Here is a 22,616-nt window from a genome sequence, read left to right as displayed (position 1 = left end):
GTCGGCCGAAGGGTGTGGCGGTGCCGCACGCTGCCGTCGTCAACCAGATTCGTTGGATCACCGGTCAATACGGTATCGGTGCCGATGATGTCGTGTTGTTCAAGACCCCTGCGACATTCGACGTGTCGGTGTGGGAACTGTTCGGCCCGTTGAGCACCGGTGGCCGGATCGTTGTCGCGAGCCCGGATGGTCATCGCGACCCGCAGTACCTCATGGAAGTCATTGCGGCCGAACGGGTCACGATGACCTCCTTCGTGCCATCGATGCTGACCGTCTTCGCGGGCAGTGTGGATGCCGCCGGTGGTGCGGCATTGGAGTCGTTGCGCGCATTGCTCGTCGCGGGTGAAGCTTTCACCGGTGACGCCGTCGCCGCGATTCGCAAGGTCAGCTCCGCTGAGCTCTACAACCTCTACGGCCCGACCGAATTCGCGGTGCACGCGACGCACGGTCCGGTGGCGCAGGGGCTGGTCGGCGCGGTGCCGATCGGTCTGCCGGTCTGGAACGCCCAGGCGTATGTGCTCGATGCTCGGCTGCATCCGGTCGCGCCGGGTGTCGCGGGTGAGTTGTATCTGGCCGGTGCGCAGTTGGCGCGCGGCTACTTCGGGCGTACCGATCTGACCGCGGATCGTTTCGTGGCCAACCCGTTCGGCGTCTCCGGATCCCGGATGTACCGCACCGGCGACCTGGTGACCCGCAATGCCGACGGCGCGATCGTGTACCTCGGCCGTACCGACTTCCAGGTGAAACTGCGTGGTCTGCGCATCGAGCTCGGTGAGATCGAAACCGCGCTCACCGCACACGATTCGGTGGCCCAGGCGGTCGCGCTGGTGCGCGCGGATGCGCGGACCGGTGATCAGCTGGTCGCCTATGTGGTGCCCGCCAGCGGGGGCGCGGTCGACCTGGACGAGCTGCGCGCGCACCTGACCGAGCAGCTGCCGTCCTATATGGTCCCCGCCGCGATCGTGGTGCTCGACGCGATGCCGTTGAACCCCAACGGCAAGCTGGATCGCCGCGCGCTGCCCGAGCCGGTCTTCGAGGCCAAGGAATTCCGCGCACCGTCGACCCCGATCGAAGAGATCGTCGTCGACATCTTCAGCGATGTGCTCAGCCACGAGCGCATCGGCATCGACGACAACTTCTTCGATCTCGGTGGCAACTCGCTGGTCGCGACCCAGGTAGTGGCGCGGCTCGGTGCGGCACTGAATACCCAGGTTCCGGTGCGACTGCTGTTCGAGGCGCCGACCGTCGCCGCACTCGCCGCGCGCGTGGAGGCCAGTGCCGGGGCCGGCGCCCGTCAAGCGCTGACGGTGCGCCCGCGACCGGAGTACCCGCCGCTGTCGCTGGCCCAGCAGCGGATGTGGTTCCTCAACCGTTTCGACGCCGATTCGGCCGCCGACAATATTCCGGCGGCGGTGCGCCTGCACGGGCATCTGGATCTGCCCGCCCTGCGTGGCGCCATCGCCGATGTGATCACCCGGCACGAATCGCTGCGCACGATCTACCCGTCCCATGAGGGCGTCGCCTACCAGCAGGTGCTTGCGGCCGCGCAGGCGATTCCGGAGCTGGAGATCGTCCCCGTCGCCGAAAGCGAATTGGGCAGTGCCCTTTACGAATTCATCGGTCGCGGTTTCGATATCACCACCGAATCCGTGGTGCGGATTCGGCTCTACCAGGTAGAGCGTGCGCCGCTGAGTAGCAAGAAGTGGCGCGACAACACGCAGAACCATGTGCTCGCGGTCGTGGTGCATCACATCGCTGCCGACGGCTTCTCGATGCGTCCGCTGGTCCGCGATCTGATGTCGGCCTATATCGCGCGCAGTTCCGAATCCGCGCCGGCGTGGCCGCCATTGGCGGTGCAGTACGTGGATTACGCACTGTGGCAGCGCGAAACCCTCGGCTCCGAGGACGATCCGACCTCGCTGATCTCCGAACAGCTCGGCTACTGGCGCGAAACCCTGGCCGGACTGCCGGAGGAACTGCGCCTGTCGCCCAAGCCGCGGCCGGTCGTCGCGTCGTATCAAGCGCGCACGCACCGATTCCAGCTGCCCGGTGCACTCGTGGAGGCGCTGAACCGCGTCGCGCACGAGCACAACACCACGCTGTTCATGGTGGTGCACAGCGCATTCGCGACCCTGCTCGCGCGGCTGAGCGGTTCAGATGACATCGCCATCGGCATCCCGGTGGCCGGTCGTGGTGAGCAGGTCCTCGACGACCTGGTCGGCATGTTCGTCAACACCTTGGTGTTGCGCACCCAGATCGACCCGACCCAAGCGTTCACCGATCTGCTCGCCCAGGTGCGCGAACGCGATCTGCAGGCCTTCGCACATGCCGATGTGCCGTTCGAGCGGCTGGTCGAGGTGCTCAACCCGGCCCGTTCGCAGGCGCGGCATCCGCTGTTCCAGGTGATGCTGTCGTTCCAGAACCTCGGGCGCACCTCGCTGGAGCTGCCCGGACTCGCGGTTTCCGAACTCGGCATCGATCCGCCGACGGCCAAGGTCGACCTGCAGCTCACGCTGAGCGAGGGCGAGGAATCGGAGCTGGCCGCCGAACTCGTCTATGCCACCGATCTTTTCGACGATCGGTTCGCGCAGGCTTTCGCCGAGCGGTTCGTCCGGGTGCTGCACGGAATCACCGCCGCGCCGGCGATCGTGGTCGGCGATATCGACCTGCTCGACGATACCGAGCGGGCCCAGGTGCTCGACCGGTGGAACGAGACCGAATTCCCGGTGGACGCGGCGCTGACCTCCCCGGTCGGCGATGCGGCCGCCACCTTGGTTTCGCTGTTCGAGGCGCAGGTGCTGCGCACGCCGGACGCCTACGCGGTCAGCTACGAGGGGACAACCCTGTCCTATGCCGAGTTCGCCGCCCGGGCGCACCGGCTGGCGCGCTGGCTGAAGCAGAACGGCGTCGGCCCGGAATCGTATGTGGCCCTTGGCATGCGGCGCTCGATCGAGCTGGTCGTCGGTATGTACGCGATCAATGCCGCCGGTGGCGCCTACGTGCCGCTGGATCCGGATCATCCGGCCGAGCGCATCGATTACATCCTGGAGACCGCGCGGCCGGTCTGTGTGCTGACCGCGGGCACCGATCTGGAGACCACGGTGTCGCGCCAGGTCCGCATCGATGAACTCGACCTGTCGGAGTTCTCGGATGAACCGCTGACCGACGCGGATCGGCATCGGCCGCTGCGGCCGGGCAATACCGCGTACGTGATCTTCACCTCGGGTTCGACCGGTCGGCCCAAGGGCGTCGCGGTCTCGCACGCCGCGATCGTCAACCGCCTGGTGTGGATGCACGCCGAATACGGTCTGTCCGCCGAAGACGTTGTGCTGCAGAAGACTCCGGCGACCTTCGACGTATCGGTGTGGGAGTTCTTCTGGCCGCTGCAGGTCGGCGCACGCCTGGTCGTCGCCAAGCCGGACGGCCACCGCGATCCGGCCTATATGGCGCGGCTCATCGTCGACGAGCAGGTCACCACGGTGCACTTCGTGCCGTCCATGCTCTCGGTGTTCATCGCCGAGGAACGCGCGGCCGAATGCACCAGTCTGCGTAATGTTTTCGCCTCCGGTGAGGCGCTGCCCGCCGGGGCCGCGCAGCGCCTTCGGCAGCTGACCGGCGCGCGTTTGCACAATCTGTACGGCCCGACCGAGGCCGCGGTCGACGTCACCTTCCACGAGGTGACCGATGCCGATATCAGCTCGGTGCCGATCGGCGCCCCGGTATTCAACACCCAGGTCTACGTGCTGGATTCGCGGTTGCGTCCGGTGCCGGCGGGCGTCCCGGGTGAGCTGTATCTGGCGGGTGCGCAGTTGGCGCACGGCTATGTCGGCCGCCCGGACCTGACCACCGAACGATTCATCGCGAACCCGTTCGGTACCGCGGCGCGCATGTACCGCACCGGTGACCTCGTGATGTGGACACCACGTGGTGAACTGGAGTACCTGGGCCGCACCGACTTCCAGGTGAAGCTGCGCGGTCTGCGCATCGAACTCGGTGAGATCGAATCGGCGCTCACCGCCCAGGACGCGGTGGCGCAGGCGGTGGTGCTGGTGCACTCCGATGAGCGGACCGGCGATCAGCTGGTCGCCTACCTGGTCGCGAATCCGGACCGGGCCATCGATATCGAGACCGTCAAGAACACCCTCGGCGTGCAGTTGCCCGCCTACATGGTGCCCGCGGCCTACCTGGTGCTCGACGAGCTCCCGCTCAACGCCTCCGGCAAGCTCGATCGCAAGGCGCTGCCCGCGCCGACCTTCGCGGCCAAGGTATTCCGCGCGCCGACCACCCCGGTGGAGGAGATCGTCGCGGGCACCTTCGCGGAAGTACTCGGTCTGCAGGGCGTCGGACACGGCGTCGGCCTGGACGACGACTTCTTCGAACTCGGCGGCAACTCGCTGATCGCCACCCAGGTGGCGGCACGACTCGGCGCGGCGCTGGACACCCAGATCCCGGTGCGCGCGCTGTTCGAGGCCTCGAATGTCGCGGCACTGGCCGCGCTGGTGGAATCGGCCGCCGGTGAAGGTGGTCGGGCACCGCTGACCCCGCAGCCGCGCCCCGACCTGGTCCCGCTATCGCTGGCCCAGCAGCGGATGTGGTTCCTCAACCGCTTCGACAATCGCACCGCGGTCAACAACATTCCGGTCGCCGTGCGGCTCACCGGCGAGGTCGATATCGTCGCGCTGAATGCCGCCATCGGCGATGTGCTGGCCAGGCACGAGGCGTTGCGCACCATCTACCCGGAGGTCGAAGGCACCGGTTACCAGCAGGTGCTGCACACCGACGAGGTGCGCTTCGAGCTGGCGACCGAGACCATCGCCCCCGGCGCGGTGCCAGCGCGCATCGTCGAGCTGGCCAGTGTGTACTTCGATGTGACCAGCGAGGTGCCGTTCCGGGCCAACCTGCTCAGCATCGATGAGCACACCCATGTCGCGGTGCTCGTCATGCATCACATCAGTGGTGACGGTTTCTCGCTGCGTCCGCTGCTGCGTGACGTGGTGCTGGCCTACACCGAGCGCAGTCGCGGTGCGGTGCCCACGTGGGCGCCGCTGGAAGTCCAGTACGCCGACTACGCGCTGTGGCAGCGCGCGGTGCTCGGCAGCGAGGACGATCCGGAATCGGTCGCGGCACAGCAGCTCGCGTACTGGACCGAGCAGCTGGCCGATCTGCCCGATCAGATCGAGCTGCCCGCCGATCGCTCGCGGCCCGAGGTCGCCTCCAATGCCGGTGGCACCCATGGCTTCTCGATCGATGCCGAATTGCATGCCGCACTGGCCGAACTCGCGCGCGCCCGCGGCGTCACGCTCTTCATGGTCATGCACGCGGCACTGGCGGCCTGGGCGGCCCGGCTGTCCAATAGCACCGATATCGCCATCGGCACCCCGATCGCGGGCCGCGGTGAACGCGCGCTCGACGATCTGGTCGGCATGTTCGTCAATACGCTGGTGTTGCGCAATGAGGTCGAGCCGAGCGCCAAGTTCAGCGAACTGCTCGCGCAGGTGCGCCGCACCGATCTGGCCGCCTTCGCCAATGCCGACGTGCCGTTCGAGCGGCTCGTCGACGTCATCAGCCCGGCGCGATCGCAGGCGCACCACCCGCTGTTCCAGGTGGCATTGACCTTCGAGGCCGCCTCGGCCGCGGAAATGGGCACCGTCGCGCTGCCGGGTGTGGACCTGTCGGTGGTCGAATTCGACCCTGGCACAGCCAAATTCGATGTGCAGCTGACCGTCGGTGAGACCGCCGAAGGTGCACTCGGCCTGTCGTGGAATTACGCCACCGAACTGTTCGATCCAGAGACGGTGGCGTCGTTCGCCGATCGCCTGGTCCGGATTCTGAAGAGTGTGGTCGAGGATCCCGAGGTCGTCATCGGCGATATCGATCTGCTCGGTGAGGCCGAGCGGCTCAATGTGTCGCAGCGCTGGGTGTCATCCGGATTCGACAGCCTGACGCGCGCGACGGGCCAGGAAGCGGCAGCCCGCGTGACCACGCAGGGCGGCGGGAATCGGCACAGCACAGCGCGATTCAATGCCCCCGGTGCCACCCTGGTCGATCTGTTCGAGCAGGCGGTGGCGGCGCATCCGGACAATACCGCGGCCAAATTCGGCATCGAATCGCTGACGTACGCGGAGCTGGACCGGCGCGCGAATGTCTTGGCGCGCAGGCTGATCGCCGACGGTGCTGGTCCCGAGTCGCTGGTCGCGGTGATCCTGCCGCGCTCGCTCGACCTCGTGGTCGCGCTGCTCGCGGTGGTGAAGACCGGTGCGGGCTATGTGCCGGTCGATCCGACCTACCCGGCCGACCGCATCGCCTACGTGCTCACGGATTCACGTCCGACCAGCGTGATCCTCGATTCCACGGTCCAGGTGACGGTGCCCGACGAGCTGCCGACCGTGGTGCTCGACGGATTCGCGGTGGAGACCGGCAATGTCGAGGACGCCGACGACGCCCCGATCACCGACGCCGACCGTATCGCGGCGCTCACCCCGGACAATGTCGCGTATGTGATCTACACCTCCGGTTCGACCGGACGCCCGAAGGGTGTGGCGGTCGCGCACCGGAATGTGGTGCGCCTGTTCGCCAATACCGATCGCGACTTCGGCTTCGGCCCCCGCGATGTGTGGACGCTGTTCCACTCCTACGCCTTCGACTTCTCGGTGTGGGAGCTGTGGGGTCCGCTGCTGTTCGGCGGCACCCTGGTGGTCGTCGACTACTACACCTCGCGCTCGCCCGAACAGTTCCTGGAACTGCTGCGGGTGGAACAGGTGACGGTGCTCAACCAGACGCCGTCCGCGTTCTACCAACTGGCCGAGGCGGATCGCAATGCCGCACCGGATGCCGACCCGCTGGCCTTGCGCTACGTCGTGTTCGGCGGTGAAGCCCTGGAACTGCGTCGACTCTCGGATTGGGTCGCCCGACACGGCGACGGTGCCGATCGACGCTCCGCTCCGCTGCTGGTCAATATGTACGGCATCACCGAGACCACGGTGCACGTGTCCTACCGTGCGCTGGACGCCGCGACCATCGCCGCCACCTCCGGCAGCGTGGTCGGGCGTGCCATCGCGGGTCTGCGCGTGTACGTCCTCGATAACCGGCTGCGGCCGGTTCCGGTCGGCGTCGCGGGCGAAATGTATGTCGCCGGACCGCAATTGGCCCGCGGCTACCTCGGGCGCGCGGACCTGACCACCACCCGCTTCGTCGCGAACCCGCTCGCCGACGCGGAGGCCGCGGGCACCCGCCTGTACCGCTCCGGCGACCTCGCGCGCTGGAACCGCTTCGGCGAACTCGAATACCTCGGCCGCGCCGACGACCAGGTCAAGGTGCGCGGCTTCCGCATCGAACTCGGCGAGATCGAATCCGCCATCCTGGCCCAGCCGGGCATTGCCCAGGCCGCGGTCATCGTGCGCGAGGATCAGCCCGGCGATCAGCGGATCGTGGCCTATGTGGTCGCCGAACCGGATGTGATCCCGGACCTGGACGTGGTGCGCAGCGGTGCGGCGCAACGACTGCCGTCCTACATGGTGCCCGCCGCGCTGGTGCGGCTCGAGTGGATTCCGTTGACCGTCAACGGCAAGCTGGACCGCCGCGCACTGCCCGCACCCGCGGTGCAGGCCAAGGCCTTCCGCGCCCCGGTGACACCGGTCCAGGAGACCGTCGCCGCGGTCTTCGCCGATGTGCTCGACCTGCCGAGGGTCGGTGTCGACGACGACTTCTTCGACCTCGGCGGCAACTCGCTCATCGCGACCAGGGTCGTCGCCCGTATCGGCGCGGCACTGGGCGCCACCGTCCCGGTGCGCGCGCTGTTCGAGGCATCCACCGTGGAAGCGCTCGCGGCTCGGGTGGAATCGCATGCCGACGGCGCCGCGCGCGCCCGGCTGGTCGCCCGTCCGCGCAAGGCCGACGAACTCGTGCCGCTCTCGTTCGCACAGCAGCGCATGTGGTTCCTGAACAAGTACGACACCGCATCCGCGGCCTACAACCTTCCCGTCGCCATCCGGTTGACCGGTGCGCTCGATATCGAAGCGCTGCGGCTTGCGGTGGCGGATGTGGTGCGCAGGCACGAATCGCTGCGCACCCGCTACCCGGAGCACGGCGGCACCCCGGTCCAGGTGATCGTGCCCGCCGACGCGATCGCGCTCGACCTGCAGCCGGTTTCGGTCGATCCGGCCGAGCTGACCGCGGTGGTCACCGAATTCGTGACCACCGGCTTCGATGTGTCCGAACAGGTTCCGCTGCGGACCAGGCTCTTCGCCGCCGGTGCCGACGAGCATGTGCTGGTCGTCGTGGTGCACCACATCGCGGCCGACGGCTTCTCCATCGGCCCGCTGACCCGCGACGTGATGCTGGCCTACACGGCGCGCGCTCAGGACGCCGCGCCCGGCTGGGCGCCACTGCCGGTGCAGTACGCGGACTTCGCCATCTGGCAGCGCGAAGTCCTCGGCAGCGAGGATGATCCGACTTCGCTGATGGCGCGTCAGGTGGCGCACTGGAAGCGCGCGCTCGACGGTGTCCCGGACGAACTGCCGCTGCCCACCGACCGGCCGCGGCCCGCGATCGCCTCGTACCGCGGTGCGACGGTGCAGACCGAACTGTCCGCCGAACTCATCGCGGCGCTGGAAGGTATCGCGCGCCAACGCGGCGCCTCGCTGTTCATGGTTATGCACAGCGCGCTCACGGTGCTGCTGGCCCGACTGTCGGGCACCGACGATATCGCCGTCGGTTCGCCGATCGCGGGGCGCGGTGAGCAGGCGCTCGACGATCTGGTCGGCATGTTCGTCAACACCCTCGTGCTGCGCACCGGCATCGATCAGTCGGAGCCGTTCACGGCGCTGCTGGACCGGGTGCGCTCGACCGACCTGGATGCCTTCGGCAATGCCGACGTGCCGTTCGAACGGCTGGTGGAACTGCTCGCCCCAGAACGCTCGCAGGCGCGCAACCCGCTGTTCCAGGTGATGCTCGCATTCCAGAACCTGGAGCGCACCGCACTCGAATTGCCGGGGCTCTCGGTGTCCGCACTGGACCTCGACGAGAATGTGGCCCGCTTCGACCTGCAGTTCACGCTGTCGGAAACCGGTTCCGCCGGAATGACTTTGGCGCTCACCTACGCCACCGAGCTGTTCGACGAGGCGACCGCCGAGCTGATCACGCAGCGTTGGCGGCGGGTGCTAGAGGCCATCGCCGCCGACCCGACCGTCACGGTCGGTGCCATCGATGTGCTCGACGCGCAGGAGCGCACCGATCTGATCGCTCGCACCGGCGCGCCCGCGGTGCCCGCGCGCACCCTGCCCGAGCTGCTGGCCGAGGCCGCCGCGATGGATCCGAACGCGACCGCCGTGGTGTTCCAGGGGACACGTGTCTCCTATGGCGACCTCGATGAGCGGTCGAACCGGTTGGCGCGCTTGCTCATTGCCGAGGGCATCGGTACCGAGGATCTGGTCGCCGTCGGCGTGCCGCGGTCCGCGGATTCGGTGTTCGCCGCTTGGGCGGTATCGAAGACGGGTGCGGCATTCGTGCCCGTCGACCCGAACTACCCGGCCGAGCGCATCGCGCACATGGTCACCGATTCCGGTTCACCGGTCGGCCTCACCGTCGCGGCGGTCCGCGACGGCCTGCCGGATTCGGTGCGCTGGCTGGTGCTCGACGAACTCGACCTGGACGGATTCGACGGCGGTGCGATCACCGACGCCGACCGGGTCCGCCCGCTGCGCCCGGCGCATCCGGCCTACGTCATCTACACCTCGGGCTCCACCGGTGTGCCCAAGGGCGTGGTGGTCACCCATGCCGGTCTCGCGAACTTCAGCGTCGAGCAGATCGTGCGCTACGACCTCGACTCCGGTTCGCGCGCACTGCATTTCGCCTCGCCCAGCTTCGATGCCTCGATCCTGGAACTGCTGCTCGCGGTCGGCGCGGGCGGTGCGCTGGTGGTGACGCCGCCCGGCGTGTACGGCGGTGAGGAACTGTCCGAGCTGATCCGCTCCGAGCGGGTCACGCACGCGTTCATCACCCCCGCCGCGCTGGCCACCTTCGATCCGACCGGCCTGGACTCGCTGCGCGTACTGGTCGCCGGCGGTGAGGCGGTTCCGGCGGATCTGGTCGCGAAGTGGGCGGTGCCGCTGGAGAACGGGTCCGTCCGCAGCTTCCACAATGGTTACGGTCCGACCGAGACCACCATCATGACCAATATCAGCGATCCGCTGGTGGCCGGTGACACAGTGGTGATCGGTGCGCCGATCCGCGGCATGCAGTCGCTGATCCTGGACGCCCAGCTGCGGCCGGTGCCGGTGGGTGTCGCGGGTGAGCTGTATCTGTCGGGCATCCAGTTGGCGCGCGGTTATCACGCCCGCGCCGGACTGAGCGCCGAACGCTTCGTGGCCAACCCGTATGTCGCGGGTGCGCGCATGTACCGCACCGGTGACGTGGTCCGCTGGACGCGCACCGGTGAGGTCGAGTATGTGGGCCGCTCCGACTTCCAGGTCAAGGTGCGCGGCTTCCGCATCGAACTCGGTGAGATCGACGCGGCGCTGGCATCGCACCGGACCGTCGATTTCGCGGTCACCATCGGCCACAGGGGCGCGGCGGGTGCGACCTCGCTGGTGTCGTATGTGGTTGCGGCACCGGGGCATTCGATCGATGTCGCCGAGCTGACCGCGCACGTCGAGCAACGCCTGCCCGCGTACATGGTGCCGTCCTCGGTGATGGTGATCGACCATATCCCGCTGACCCCGGTCGGCAAGCTGGACCGTAAGGCCCTGCCGGAGCCGGTCTTCGCGACCGAGGTGGTCTTCCGCGCACCGCGTACGCCGATCGAACACACCATTGCCGAGGTCTTCGCCGAGGTGCTCGGCGTCGAGCGCGTCGGTGTCGACGATTCGTTCTTCGCGCTCGGCGGCGACAGCATCGTGTCCATCCAGCTGGTTTCGCGGGCCAAGGCACGCGGTGTGGTCTTCAGCCCGCGGCACGTCTTCGAGCAGCGCACCGTTGCCGGACTCGCCGCGGTCGCCGAAACCGCGGACAGCACCGAAACCGCCGTCGCGGCGCTGGCCGAGCTGCCCGGTGGCGGCATCGGCGCCATGCCGCTGACTCCGGTGGTCCGGTTCATGGCGCAGCGGCAGGGTTCGTTCGGCCGGTTCAACCAGACCATGGCACTCGAATTGCCGGTCGGCATCGATCGCGCTGGCATCGGGAAAACCGTTGCCGCGGTGGTCGACCGCCACGACATGCTGCGCGCACGGCTGTACCGCGCGGATGACGACTGGGCCCTCGAAACCGCCGAACCGGGCACCGTCGATGTCGACGCGCTGATCGATCGCACCGAATTCGATGCGAATATCGACGATGCCGGACTGTTCGAAGTGGCTTCCGCCGCAGTGGATGCCACGCTGGATCGACTCGATCCGGCTGCGGGCGTGGTGATTCGGTTCGTCTGGCTGGAACCCTCGGACGGCAGCCGCGGCGGCCGCCTCATCGTGGCCGCCCATCACCTCGTGGTGGATGGTGTTTCCTGGCGTATCCTGGTACCGGACTTCGTCGCCGCCTGGGGCCAGCTCACCGCGGGTCAGGAACCGCAGCTCGTCGCGCCCGCGACCTCGATGCGGGCCTGGGCGCACGCATTGCGGCGCGAGGCCGAAAGCGCCGAGCGGGTGGCCGAACTCGACTACTGGCGTTCGGTGGTCGCTACGGCGGATCCGCTGCTGACCGAGCGTGCGCTGGATCCGACCGTGGATACCTCGGGCGGCATCGAGAAGCTGCAGGTCGAGGTGTCCGCCGAGGTCACCAAGGCGCTGTTGACCACCGTGCCCGCGCTGTTCCACGGCGGCGTCAACGACGGCTTGCTCACCGCGCTCGCCCTGGCGACCGCGAAGTGGCGCGCGGGTCGCACCACCGCTCGCACCGACGACCCGCTGCTGATCCGCCTGGAGGGCCACGGCCGCGAAGAGGGCATCGTGCCCGGTGCGGATCTCTCGCGCACCGTCGGCTGGTTCACCGCGATCTTCCCGGTCCGCTTCGACCTGTCCGGCATCGATATCGATGCCGCGCTGGCTGGTGGTCCGGCGCTCGGCAAGGCCGTCAAGGCGGTCAAGGAGCAGTTGCTCGCGGTACCGGACAAGGGCATCGGCTACGGCCTGCTGCGCTACATGAACGAAGCAACCGGCTCGGAACTGCCCGTCGAACAGCCGGGCCAGGTGAGCTTCAACTACCTGGGCCGCGTCTCCGAGGGCGATGTGCCCGAGGCGCTGCGCGGCTTCGGCTGGATCCCGGCCGCCGAACTCGGTGCGCTCGGTGGCGCCTACGACGCGGATATGCCCGCGATGGCGCCGCTGGATATCAATGCCATCGTGGTCGGCGACAAGCTGACCGCCAATATCGGCTACCCGAGCACCCTGCTCGATGCCGCGCAGGTCCGCGAATTCGGCGAACTGTGGACCACCGCACTGGAAGCGGTTGCCCGGCACGCCAATTCGAATGGCGCTGGTGGGCACACCCCGTCCGACTTCTCCCTGGTGCGCTCGACCCAGCGCGATATCGACAACTGGGAGCAGCGCTACCCGGCACTGGCCGATATCTGGCCGCTGTCGGCACTGCAGGCCGGTCTGCTGTTCCACGCGCGCCTGGCCGCCACCTCGGTGGACGTCTACACCGCGCAGGCCGTGCTGACGCTCACCGGCCGGGTGGATGCGACCCGATTGCGTTCGGCCGCACAGGCTCTGGTGGATCGCTATGAGAACCTGCGCACCGCATTCGTCACCGATAACGACGGCAACCCGGTGCAGGTCGTTCTCGACAGCGCCCGGGTGGCCTGGGCCGAGCACGACCGGACGGAATCCGGCGAGGCGGCCGATATCATCGCCGCCGATCGCATGCAGCGCTTCGATCTGACCGAGCCGCCGCTGGTCCGCTTCACGCTGATCCAGATCGACACAGACCGTTGGCAGTTCGTGGTCGCGAACCATCACATCCTGCTCGACGGCTGGTCCATGCCACTGCTCATGCGGGATCTGCTGGTGCTGTACGCGGCGCACGCGGATGCCAATGTGCTGCCCGCGGCGCGCTCCTACCGGCACTTCCTGGAATGGACCCGGCAGCAGGATCATGCGGCCTCGGTGGCCGCGTGGAGCACCGCACTGCGCGGTGTCAGCGAACCGACGCTGCTGTCGCGTCCTGATGCCGGGCGCGAGATCACCGCGCTGTCCGGCGAGTACTCCTTCGAGCTGGACGAGCAGGCGACCGCGCGCCTCACCGCACTGGCGGCCTCGCTCGGCGTCACACCGAATACCGTGCTGCAGGTCGCCTGGGGCATTCTCATCGGCCGGATGACCAGCCGTGACGATGTGCTCTTCGGTACCACGGTGTCCGGCCGTCCGGCACAGCTGTCCGGCGTCGAATCGATGGTCGGTCTGTTCATCAACACCGTCCCGGTGCGGGTGCGCTTCGATCCGTCGGAATCGGTACAGCAGTTGCTCACCCGGACCCAGGGCGAGCAGGCGGATCTGCTCGATCACCATTACGTCGGTCTCGCTGATATCCAGTCCGCCGCCGGAATCGGCGGTCTGTTCGACACGCTGGTGGTCTTCGAGTCCTACCCGGTCGATGCCGAGGGCATCCGGGCGCAGGCCGCCGATATCGATGGCATGGCCGTGGTCGATATGCAGGCCGCCGATGCCACGCACTATCCGTTGACGCTGATCGCGCAACTGGACTCCCAGCTGCGGATTCGCGCGGGCTACCTGCGCGACCTGTTCGACGAGCCGACGGTGCGCCGCATCGCCGATCGCCTGGTGCGGGTGCTCGCGGCGATCACCACCGAACCGGCCGCGCCGGTCGGCGATATCGAACTGCTCGATACCGCCGAGCGCGAGCTCGTGGTGTCGGGCTGGAACGACACCGCGCACCAGGTGGACGAGGCGGCCACGCTGGTCTCGATGTTCGAGGCCCAGCTCGCCGCGACTCCGGACGCGACCGCGCTGACGTTCGAGGGGACAAGTCTGACCTACGCCGAGTTCGGCGCCCGGGTCTACAGTCTGGCGCGCTGGCTCATCGAACGCGGTGTGGGCCCGGAATCGTATGTGGCCCTCGGTATGCGCCGCTCCATTGATCTGGTGGTCGGCATGTACGCGGTGGCCGTCGCCGGTGGCGCGTATGTGCCGCTGGATCCGGATCATCCGGCCGAGCGCACCGAATACATCCTCGCCACCGCCGATCCGGTCTGCGTGCTGACCTCCGGTGACGATCTGAAGATCGATACCGCCCAGGTGCGCATCGACCTGCTCGATCTGTTCGGTCTTCCGGATGAGCCGGTGACCGAGGCGGAACGGCGTGCGCCGCTGCGCCCGTCGAATACCGCGTACGTGATCTTCACCTCGGGTTCGACCGGTCGTCCGAAGGGTGTGGCGGTCAGTCATGCCGCGATCGTGAACCGGCTGGTGTGGATGCAGTCGGCCTACGGGCTGACCAGCGCCGACGCCGTCCTGCAGAAGACGCCTGCCACCTTCGACGTTTCGGTGTGGGAATTCTTCTGGCCCTTGCAGATCGGTGCGCGGCTGGTCATCGCGAAGCCGGACGGGCATCGCGATCCGGCCTACCTCGCCGAGATCATTACCGCGGAGCGGGTCACCGTCACCCACTTCGTGCCGTCCATGCTGTCGGTCTTCGTGGCCGATGCCGCCGCGGCGCGGTGTGATTCGCTGCGGCTGGTCTTCGCCTCCGGTGAGGCGCTGCCGCCCAAGCCCGCGCATCGCCTGCGCGAGTTGACCGGTGCGGCGCTGCACAACCTGTACGGCCCGACCGAGGCCGCGGTCGACGTCACCTTCCACGAGGTAGTCGCGACCGACACCGACACCGTGCCGATCGGTGCGCCGGTCTTCAATACCCAGGTTTACGTGCTGGATTCGCGACTGCGCCCGGTTCCGGTCGGTGTCGCGGGTGAGCTGTACCTCGCGGGCACCCAGTTGGCGCGCGGCTATGTCGCACGTCCGGATCTGACCAGCGATCGTTTCGTGGCGAATCCGTTCGCCGCCGATGGCGCGCGCATGTACCGCACCGGCGACCTGGTCGCCTGGACGGCCGAGGGTGAGCTGGATTACCTGGGCCGCACCGACTTCCAGGTGAAGCTGCGTGGTCTGCGCATCGAGCTCGGCGAGATCGAGCAGGCGCTCACCGCGCTGGACGAGATCGCCCAAGCCGTCGTCGTGGTGCGCGGTGATCAGCACACCGGCGATCAGCTCGTCGCGTATGTCATCGCGACGCCGAACCTGCGGCTCGATATCGAGACGGTGCGCGAGGATCTGGCGCGGCAGTTGCCCGCGTACATGGTCCCGTCGGTGGTCATCGTGCTCGACGCCTTCCCGCTCAACGCCTCCGGCAAGCTGGATCGCAAGGCATTGCCCGCACCGGTATTCGAGGCCGCGGTATTCCGCGCGCCGACCACGCCGGTCGAGGAGATCATCGCGGCCACCTACGCCGATGTCCTCGGCTTGGAGCGCGTCGGACTCGACGACGACTTCTTCGCACTCGGCGGCAACTCGCTGAGCGCCACCCAGGTCGCCGCCCGGCTCTCGGCCGCATTGGATACCGATCTCGGTGTCCGTGAACTGTTCGAGGCATCCTCGGTGGCCGCACTCGCGGCCCGCGCGGAGTCCCGTGCGGGTGCCGGTGGGCGCACCGCCCTGGTTCCGCAGCCGCGCCCCGAGCGGGTGCCGCTGTCGCTGGCCCAGCAGCGCATGTGGTTCCTCAACCGCTTCGATCCGGAATCGGCCGTGGACAATATCCCGGCCGCGGTGCGCCTGTCGGGTCTGCTCGACCGGCAGGCACTGCAGATCGCGGTCGCCGATGTGCTGGCCCGCCACGAGTCGCTGCGCACCTACTACCCGGAGTACGACGGCACCGCCTACCAGCAGACCGTCTCCACGGCACGGGTCATCCCGGATCTGACGCCGATCGATGTCACCGAAGCCGAACTGCCGCAGCGGGTTGCCGATGTCATCCTGACCGGCTTCGACGTCACCGCCGAAGTTCCGTTCCGGGCCAAGCTGTTCGAGATCAGCCCGACCGAACATGTGCTCGCCCTGGTGGTGCACCACATTTCGGCCGACGGCTTCTCGATGGGCCCACTCACCCGCGACGTCATGACGGCCTACGCCGCCCGCGTCGAGGGCGGCGAGCCCTCGTGGCGTCCGCTCGAGGTGCAGTACGCCGACTTCGCGCTGTGGCAGCGCGCGGTACTCGGCGCCGAATCCGATCCGGAATCGGTGATCTCGGCGCAGATCGAGTTCTGGTCCAAGACCCTGCGCGGGCTGCCCGAACAGCTCGACCTGCCCGCCGACCGGCCGCGTCCGGCGGTGGCATCGGGCCGTGGTGCCACGCATGTGTTCGAGATCGATGCCGAAACCCACGGCAAGCTCACCGAACTCGCGCGCACCAGGGGGACGACGCTGTTCATGGTCGCGCACACCGCGCTGGCCGTGCTGTTGGCACGTTTGTCCGGCGAGGAAGACATCGCGATCGGTACGCCGATCGCCGGACGTGGTGAGCGCGCGCTCGACGATCTGATCGGCATGTTCGTCAACACCCTGGTGCTGCGCACGCCGATCGACGGCGAGGCCACCTTCACCGAACTGCTGCGCACCGTGCGCGCCATCGATATCGGCGCGTTCGGACATGCCGACCTGCCATTCGAGCGGTTGGTGGAGATCCTGAACCCGGTCCGTTCGCAGGCGCGCCATCCGCTGTTCCAGGTGATGCTGTCGTTCCAGAACACCGGCCAGAACAGCCTGGAACTGCCCGGACTCACGGTCAGCGGTGTCGAGCTGCCGATCGATGTGGCCAAATTCGATCTGCAGCTGGTCCTTTCCGAACAGACCGCGACCCCGATCAGCACCTCGAACGGTGCCGGCGCCAACACCGCGGTCGCACCATCGGGCATCACGGCCGAATTGATCTACGCCACTGATCTTTTCGACGCCGACACCATGACGGCATTCGGACAGCGGTTCAACCGACTGCTGCAGGCCGTTGCGACCGAACCGGATCGGGCCATCGGCGATATCGATCTGCTCGATGCGTCCGAAGCCGAACTGGCACTGCGTGGTTGGAACGACACCGAGCGCGATCTCGGTACGGTCGCGACGCTGGTCGACGAATTCGCCAGGCAGGCGGCGGCGACGCCGGATGCGGTCGCGATCGTGAATCCGGCGACGGGTGATTCGCTCACGTATGCCGAATTCGGTGCTCGCGTGCACCGGTTGGCACGACGCCTCATCGCGGACGGAGTCGGCCCGGAGAGCCTGGTGGCCCTCGGTCTCCGGCGCTCGGTCGACCTCGTTGTCGCGGCCTACGCCGTGCAGGAGGCCGGTGGCGGTTATGTGCCGCTGGACCTCGATCAGCCCGCCGAGCGGATCGGCTATGTGCTCGACTCGGCCGCGCCGGTGTGCGTGCTGACCACCTCGCGCGACGACTTCGACGGCACCGGTCTGTCCACACTCGTTATTGATGACCTGGACCTGTCCGAGTACTCGGACGAGCCGGTTACCGATGCGGAGCGGATCGCACCGCTGCGGCCGAGCAATCCCGCGTACGTCATCTTCACGTCCGGTTCGACGGGTCGGCCGAAGGGTGTGGCGGTGCCGCACGCTGCCGTCGTCAACCAGATCCGTTGGATCACCGGTCAATACGGTATCGGTGCCGATGATGTCGTGTTGTTCAAGACTCCGGCGACATTCGACGTGTCGGTGTGGGAACTGTTCGGCCCGCTCTCGACCGGTGGCCGGATCGTGGTAGCCAGCCCCGACGGCCATCGTGACCCGCAGTACCTGGCCGATGTGATCGCGGCCGAGCGGGTGACCATGACCTCGTTCGTGCCATCGATGCTGAGCGTCTTCGCTGGCAGCGTGGACGCGGCCGTCGGCAGCGCGGCATTGGTATCGCTGCGCGCACTGCTCATCGCGGGTGAGGCCTTCACCGCCGATGCCGCGACCGCCATTCGCCGGGTCAGCTCGGCCGAGCTCTACAACCTGTACGGCCCGACCGAATTCACCGTCCACGCGACGCACGGCCCGGTGGCCGACAAGGTCGACGGCGCGGTGCCGATCGGCCTGCCGGTGTGGAATTCACAGGCGTATGTGCTGGATTCGCGGCTGCATCCGGTCGCACCGGGTGTCGCGGGTGAGTTGTATCTGGCCGGTGCGCAGTTGGCGCGCGGCTACTTCGGGCGTACCGATCTGACCGCGGATCGCTTCGTGGCCAACCCGTTCGGCGCGCCTGGCGCTCGCATGTACCGCACCGGCGACCTGGTCACCCGCAAGGCTGACGGTTCGATCGAATACCTCGGCCGGACCGACTTCCAGGTCAAACTGCGTGGTCTGCGCATCGAGCTGGGGGAGATCGAAACCGCGCTCACCGCACACGACTCGGTGGCGCAGGCCGTGGCACTGGTGCGTTCGGATGTCAGAACCGGCGACCAGCTGGTCGGCTACGTGGTACCCGCGAACGGCGCGACCGTCGACGTCGACGAGCTGCGCAGGCACCTGAGCGCACAACTGCCGTCCTACATGGTCCCCGCCGCGATCGTGGTGCTCGACGCCATGCCGTTGAATCCCAACGGCAAGCTCGATCGCCGCGCGCTGCCCGAACCCGCCTTCGAGGCCAAGGAATTCCGCGCACCGTCGACCCCGATCGAGCAGATCGTGGCCGATACCTTCGCCGAGGTGCTCGGTCTGTCGAGTGCGGACGGCGCGCGTCCGGTCGGACTCGACGACGACTTCTTCGACCTCGGCGGCAACTCGCTGATCGCCACCCAGGTGGTCGCCCGCCTCGGCGCCGCACTCGACACCCGCGTTCCGGTGCGGCTGCTGTTCGAGGCGCCGAATGTGGCCGCGCTCGCTGCGCGGATGGAGGTGCAGCAGGGCACCGGCGGACGTCGGGAACTGACCGCAGGACCACGGCCGGAACAGATTCCGCTCTCGCTGGCCCAGCAGCGGATGTGGTTCCTCAACCGCTTCGACAACCAGACCGCGGTCAACAACATCCCGCTGGCGGTCCGGCTCACCGGCGCACTCGACACCGATGCGCTGCGCATGGCCGTCGCCGATGTGATGGACCGGCACGAGGTGCTGCGCACCGTGTACCCGGAGACCACAGACGGTCAGGGCGTGCAGGTCGTGCTGCCCACCGGCCAGGTCCACCTCGACCTGACCCCGGCCGTGGTGTCGGAGGCCGATATTCGCGATCGCATCAGCGAACTGGTGCTGACCGGCTTCGACGTGACCGCGGCGGTTCCAGTGCGCGCCAAGCTGTTCCGGCTCGAGGCGCCGGCGGGAGCGGAGCCTGCGCAGCGACCAGAAAATGCGGGAGCGGAGCCTGCGCAGCGACCAGATGAAACCCACGTCCTGGTCTTCGTGGTGCACCACATCTCCGGTGACGGCTGGTCGGTGCGCCCGCTGGCCCGCGATGTGATGGTCGCCTACGCGGCCCGCAACCGCGGCGAATCGCCCGCATGGGCGCCGCTGCCGGTGCAGTACGCCGACTTCGCGCTCTGGCAGCGCGACACCCTCGGCTCCGAGGACGATCCGGAATCGCTGATCGCCCAGCAGGTCGCGTACTGGTCGCGGAATCTGGCCGGACTGCCCGATCAGCTGGATCTGCCCTCGGATCGCTCCCGTCCGGCCGTCGCGTCCAACCGCGGTGATGTCTACGAATTCGGCATCGACGCGCAGTTGCTGGCCGAGCTCAACGCACTGGCCCGTGCGAACGGTGCGAGCCTGTTCATGGTGGTGCACGCGGCGTTCGCGGCACTGCTCGCGCGCCTGTCGGGCAGCGAGGATATCGCGATCGGCACCGCGGTCGCGGGTCGTGGCGAGGCCGTGCTCGACGATGCGATCGGCATGTTCGTCAATACGCTCGTGCTGCGCACGCCGGTCGAAGCGGGTGCGTCCTTCGCCGCGTTGGTCGCGCGGGCACGCGAAACCGATCTGGCCGCCTTCGGCCACGCCGACCTGCCGTTCGAGCGCCTGGTCGACATCCTCAACCCGGCCCGTTCGCAGGCGCGCCATCCCCTGTTCCAGGTGATGTTGTCGTTCCAGAACACCGGTGAGGCATCGTTCGAGCTGCCCGGTCTCGAGGTGGCCGGTGTGCCGCTCGATGTGGTGACCGCGAAGTTCGATCTGCACCTGAACCTCGCCGACCGGCTCGACGCGGCCGGGAATGCGAACGGCATGACCGCCGAATTCGCCTACGCGACGGATATGTTCGACGCGAAGACGATCGCCGGTGTCGCGCAGCGCCTGGTCCGCCTGCTGCATGCGGTGGTCGCGGATCCGGCCGTCGCCGTTGGTGATGTCGAGCTGCTCGATGCCGCCGAGCGCACCTTGGTGCTCGAAAAGTGGAACGAGACGGCCTATGTCGTCGATGCCCAGGCCACCCTTGTCTCGATGTTCGAGGAGCAGGCCGCCCGGAGCCCGAAGTCGACCGCGCTGACATTCGAGGGGACGAGTCTTTCCTACGGCGAATTCACCGCTCGGGTGAATCGCCTTGCCCGGCACCTGGTTTCGCTGGGTGTCGGCCCCGATTCGATGGTCGCGCTCGGCATGCGTCGCTCCTTCGAGCTGGTGATCGGCATGTACGCGGTGAGCGTGGCCGGTGGCGCGTATGTGCCGCTGGATCCGGATCATCCGGCCGAGCGCACTCGGTATGTGCTCGACACCGCCGATCCGGTCTGTGTCCTGACCACGGCCGCCGACGAGTTCGACGCGGGCATGACGCCGACGCTGGATATCTCGGCACTGGATCTCGCGGCATACTCCGGTGAGCCGCTGATCGATGCCGAACGCCTTGCGCCGCTGCGGCCTTCGCATACCGCATACGTCATCTTCACCTCGGGTTCGACCGGCCGTCCGAAGGGCGTCGCGGTCAGCCATGCCGCGATCGTCAACCGTCTGGTCTGGATGCAGGCCGAATACGGGCTCGATCGCGGCGATGTGGTGCTGCAGAAGACGCCCGCCACCTTCGATGTGTCGGTATGGGAATTCTGGTGGCCGCTGCAGGTCGGCGCGCGCTTGGTCATCGCGAAGCCGGACGGCCATCGCGATCCGGCCTACCTGGTCCAGACCATTGCGCAGGAGCAGGTCACCACGGTGCACTTCGTGCCGTCCATGCTGTCGGTGTTCGTGGCCGACGACCGGGCGGGCGAATGCTTCGATCTGCGCAATGTCTTCGCCTCCGGTGAGGCGCTGCCCGCGGTGACCGCGCAGCGGTTGCGCGAGCTGACCGGTGTCTGGCTGCACAACCTGTACGGCCCGACCGAGGCCGCGGTCGACGTCACCTATCACGAGGTGACCGACGCCGATACGGTCTCCGTGCCGATCGGTGCGCCGGTATTCAACACCCAGGTGTACGTCCTGGATTCGCGCCTGCACCCGGTTCCGGTCGGTGTCGCGGGTGAGCTGTATCTCGCGGGTGCCCAGTTGGCGCGCGGGTATGTGGCGCGTCCGGATCTGACCGCGGATCGCTTCGTGGCCAACCCGTTCGGCACCGGCGAGCGCATGTACCGCACCGGTGACCTCGTCCGATGGGTGCCTGCATCGCGAAGCGATTCGATGGGGGGTGGTGGCCGGGTGGCGGGCGGGCCCGCGAATGGTGAGCTGGAATACTTGGGCCGCACCGACTTCCAAGTGAAGCTGCGCGGTCTGCGCATCGAACTCGGCGAGATCGAATCGGCGCTCACCGCGCTGGAACCGATCGCGCAGGCCACCGTTGTGGTCCGCTCCGACGACCGCCTCGGCGATCAGCTGGTCGGGTATGTGATCGCGGCGGCGGATCGTTCGATCGATATCGACCAGGTGCGCGCCGAACTCGCTGGCGAGTTGCCCGCGTACATGGTGCCGACGGCCTTCGTCGTCCTGGATGCCTTCCCGCTCAATGCCTCCGGCAAGTTGGATCGCAAGGCGCTGCCCGCGCCGGTATTCGAGGCGAAGGTGTTCCGCGCACCGTCCACTCCGATCGAGGAGATCGTGGCGGGCGTGTTCAGCGACGTGCTCGGCGTCGCGCGGGTCGGCCTGGACGACGACTTCTTCCAACTCGGCGGCAACTCGCTGCTGGCCACCCAGGTGACCGCGCGCATCGGCGCGGCGCTGGATACCCAGCTCGCGGTCCGTGACCTGTTCGAGGCGTCGACGGTCGCCGCGCTGGCGGCCAAGGCCGAACACAATGCCGGATCCGGCCGCAGTCGGCCGCGGCTGGTCGCGGGGGAGCGCCCGGCCCGGATTCCGCTCTCGCCCGCGCAGCAGCGCTACTGGTTCCTCAACCAGTTCGATACCACCACCTCGGCCGTGGACAACATCCCGCTCGCCGTGCGGTTGTCCGGTGCGCTGGATGTGGCGGCGCTGGAGCAGGCGCTCGGCGATGTGTTCGCCAGGCACGAGGTGCTGCGCACCACCTACCCGAGTTCGGCCAGTGGCCCACACCAGGTGATCCTGCCCGCCGACCAGGCCGTGCCGGAGCTGACCGTCACCGATATCTCGGAGTCGGACCTGGTCGCCGCGGTGATCGAATTCGCGCTCACCACCTTCGATGTCACCGTGCAGGTGCCGTTGAAGGTGGGGCTCTTCCGGCTCGCCGAACAGGAGCATGTGCTG

1 protein-coding gene (running past both ends of the window) is annotated in these 22,616 nt (G+C 67.9%); it reads left to right on the top strand.

This entire window lies inside a single protein-coding gene on the top strand: locus ACIBG0_RS31420, encoding a non-ribosomal peptide synthase/polyketide synthase. The 43,860-nt coding sequence extends 8,395 nt beyond the window's left edge and 12,849 nt beyond its right edge, so the window shows coding positions 8,396-31,011 (codon 2,799, partial, through codon 10,337, complete); the first complete codon in view begins at position 3. The start codon and the stop codon both lie outside this window.

Source organism: Nocardia sp. NPDC050630 (assembly GCF_044457245.1).
Taxonomy (GTDB): domain Bacteria; phylum Actinomycetota; class Actinomycetes; order Mycobacteriales; family Mycobacteriaceae; genus Nocardia.
The sequence above is the reverse complement of the archived record's forward strand: the minus strand, read 5'-3'. Positions and strand labels throughout refer to the sequence as shown.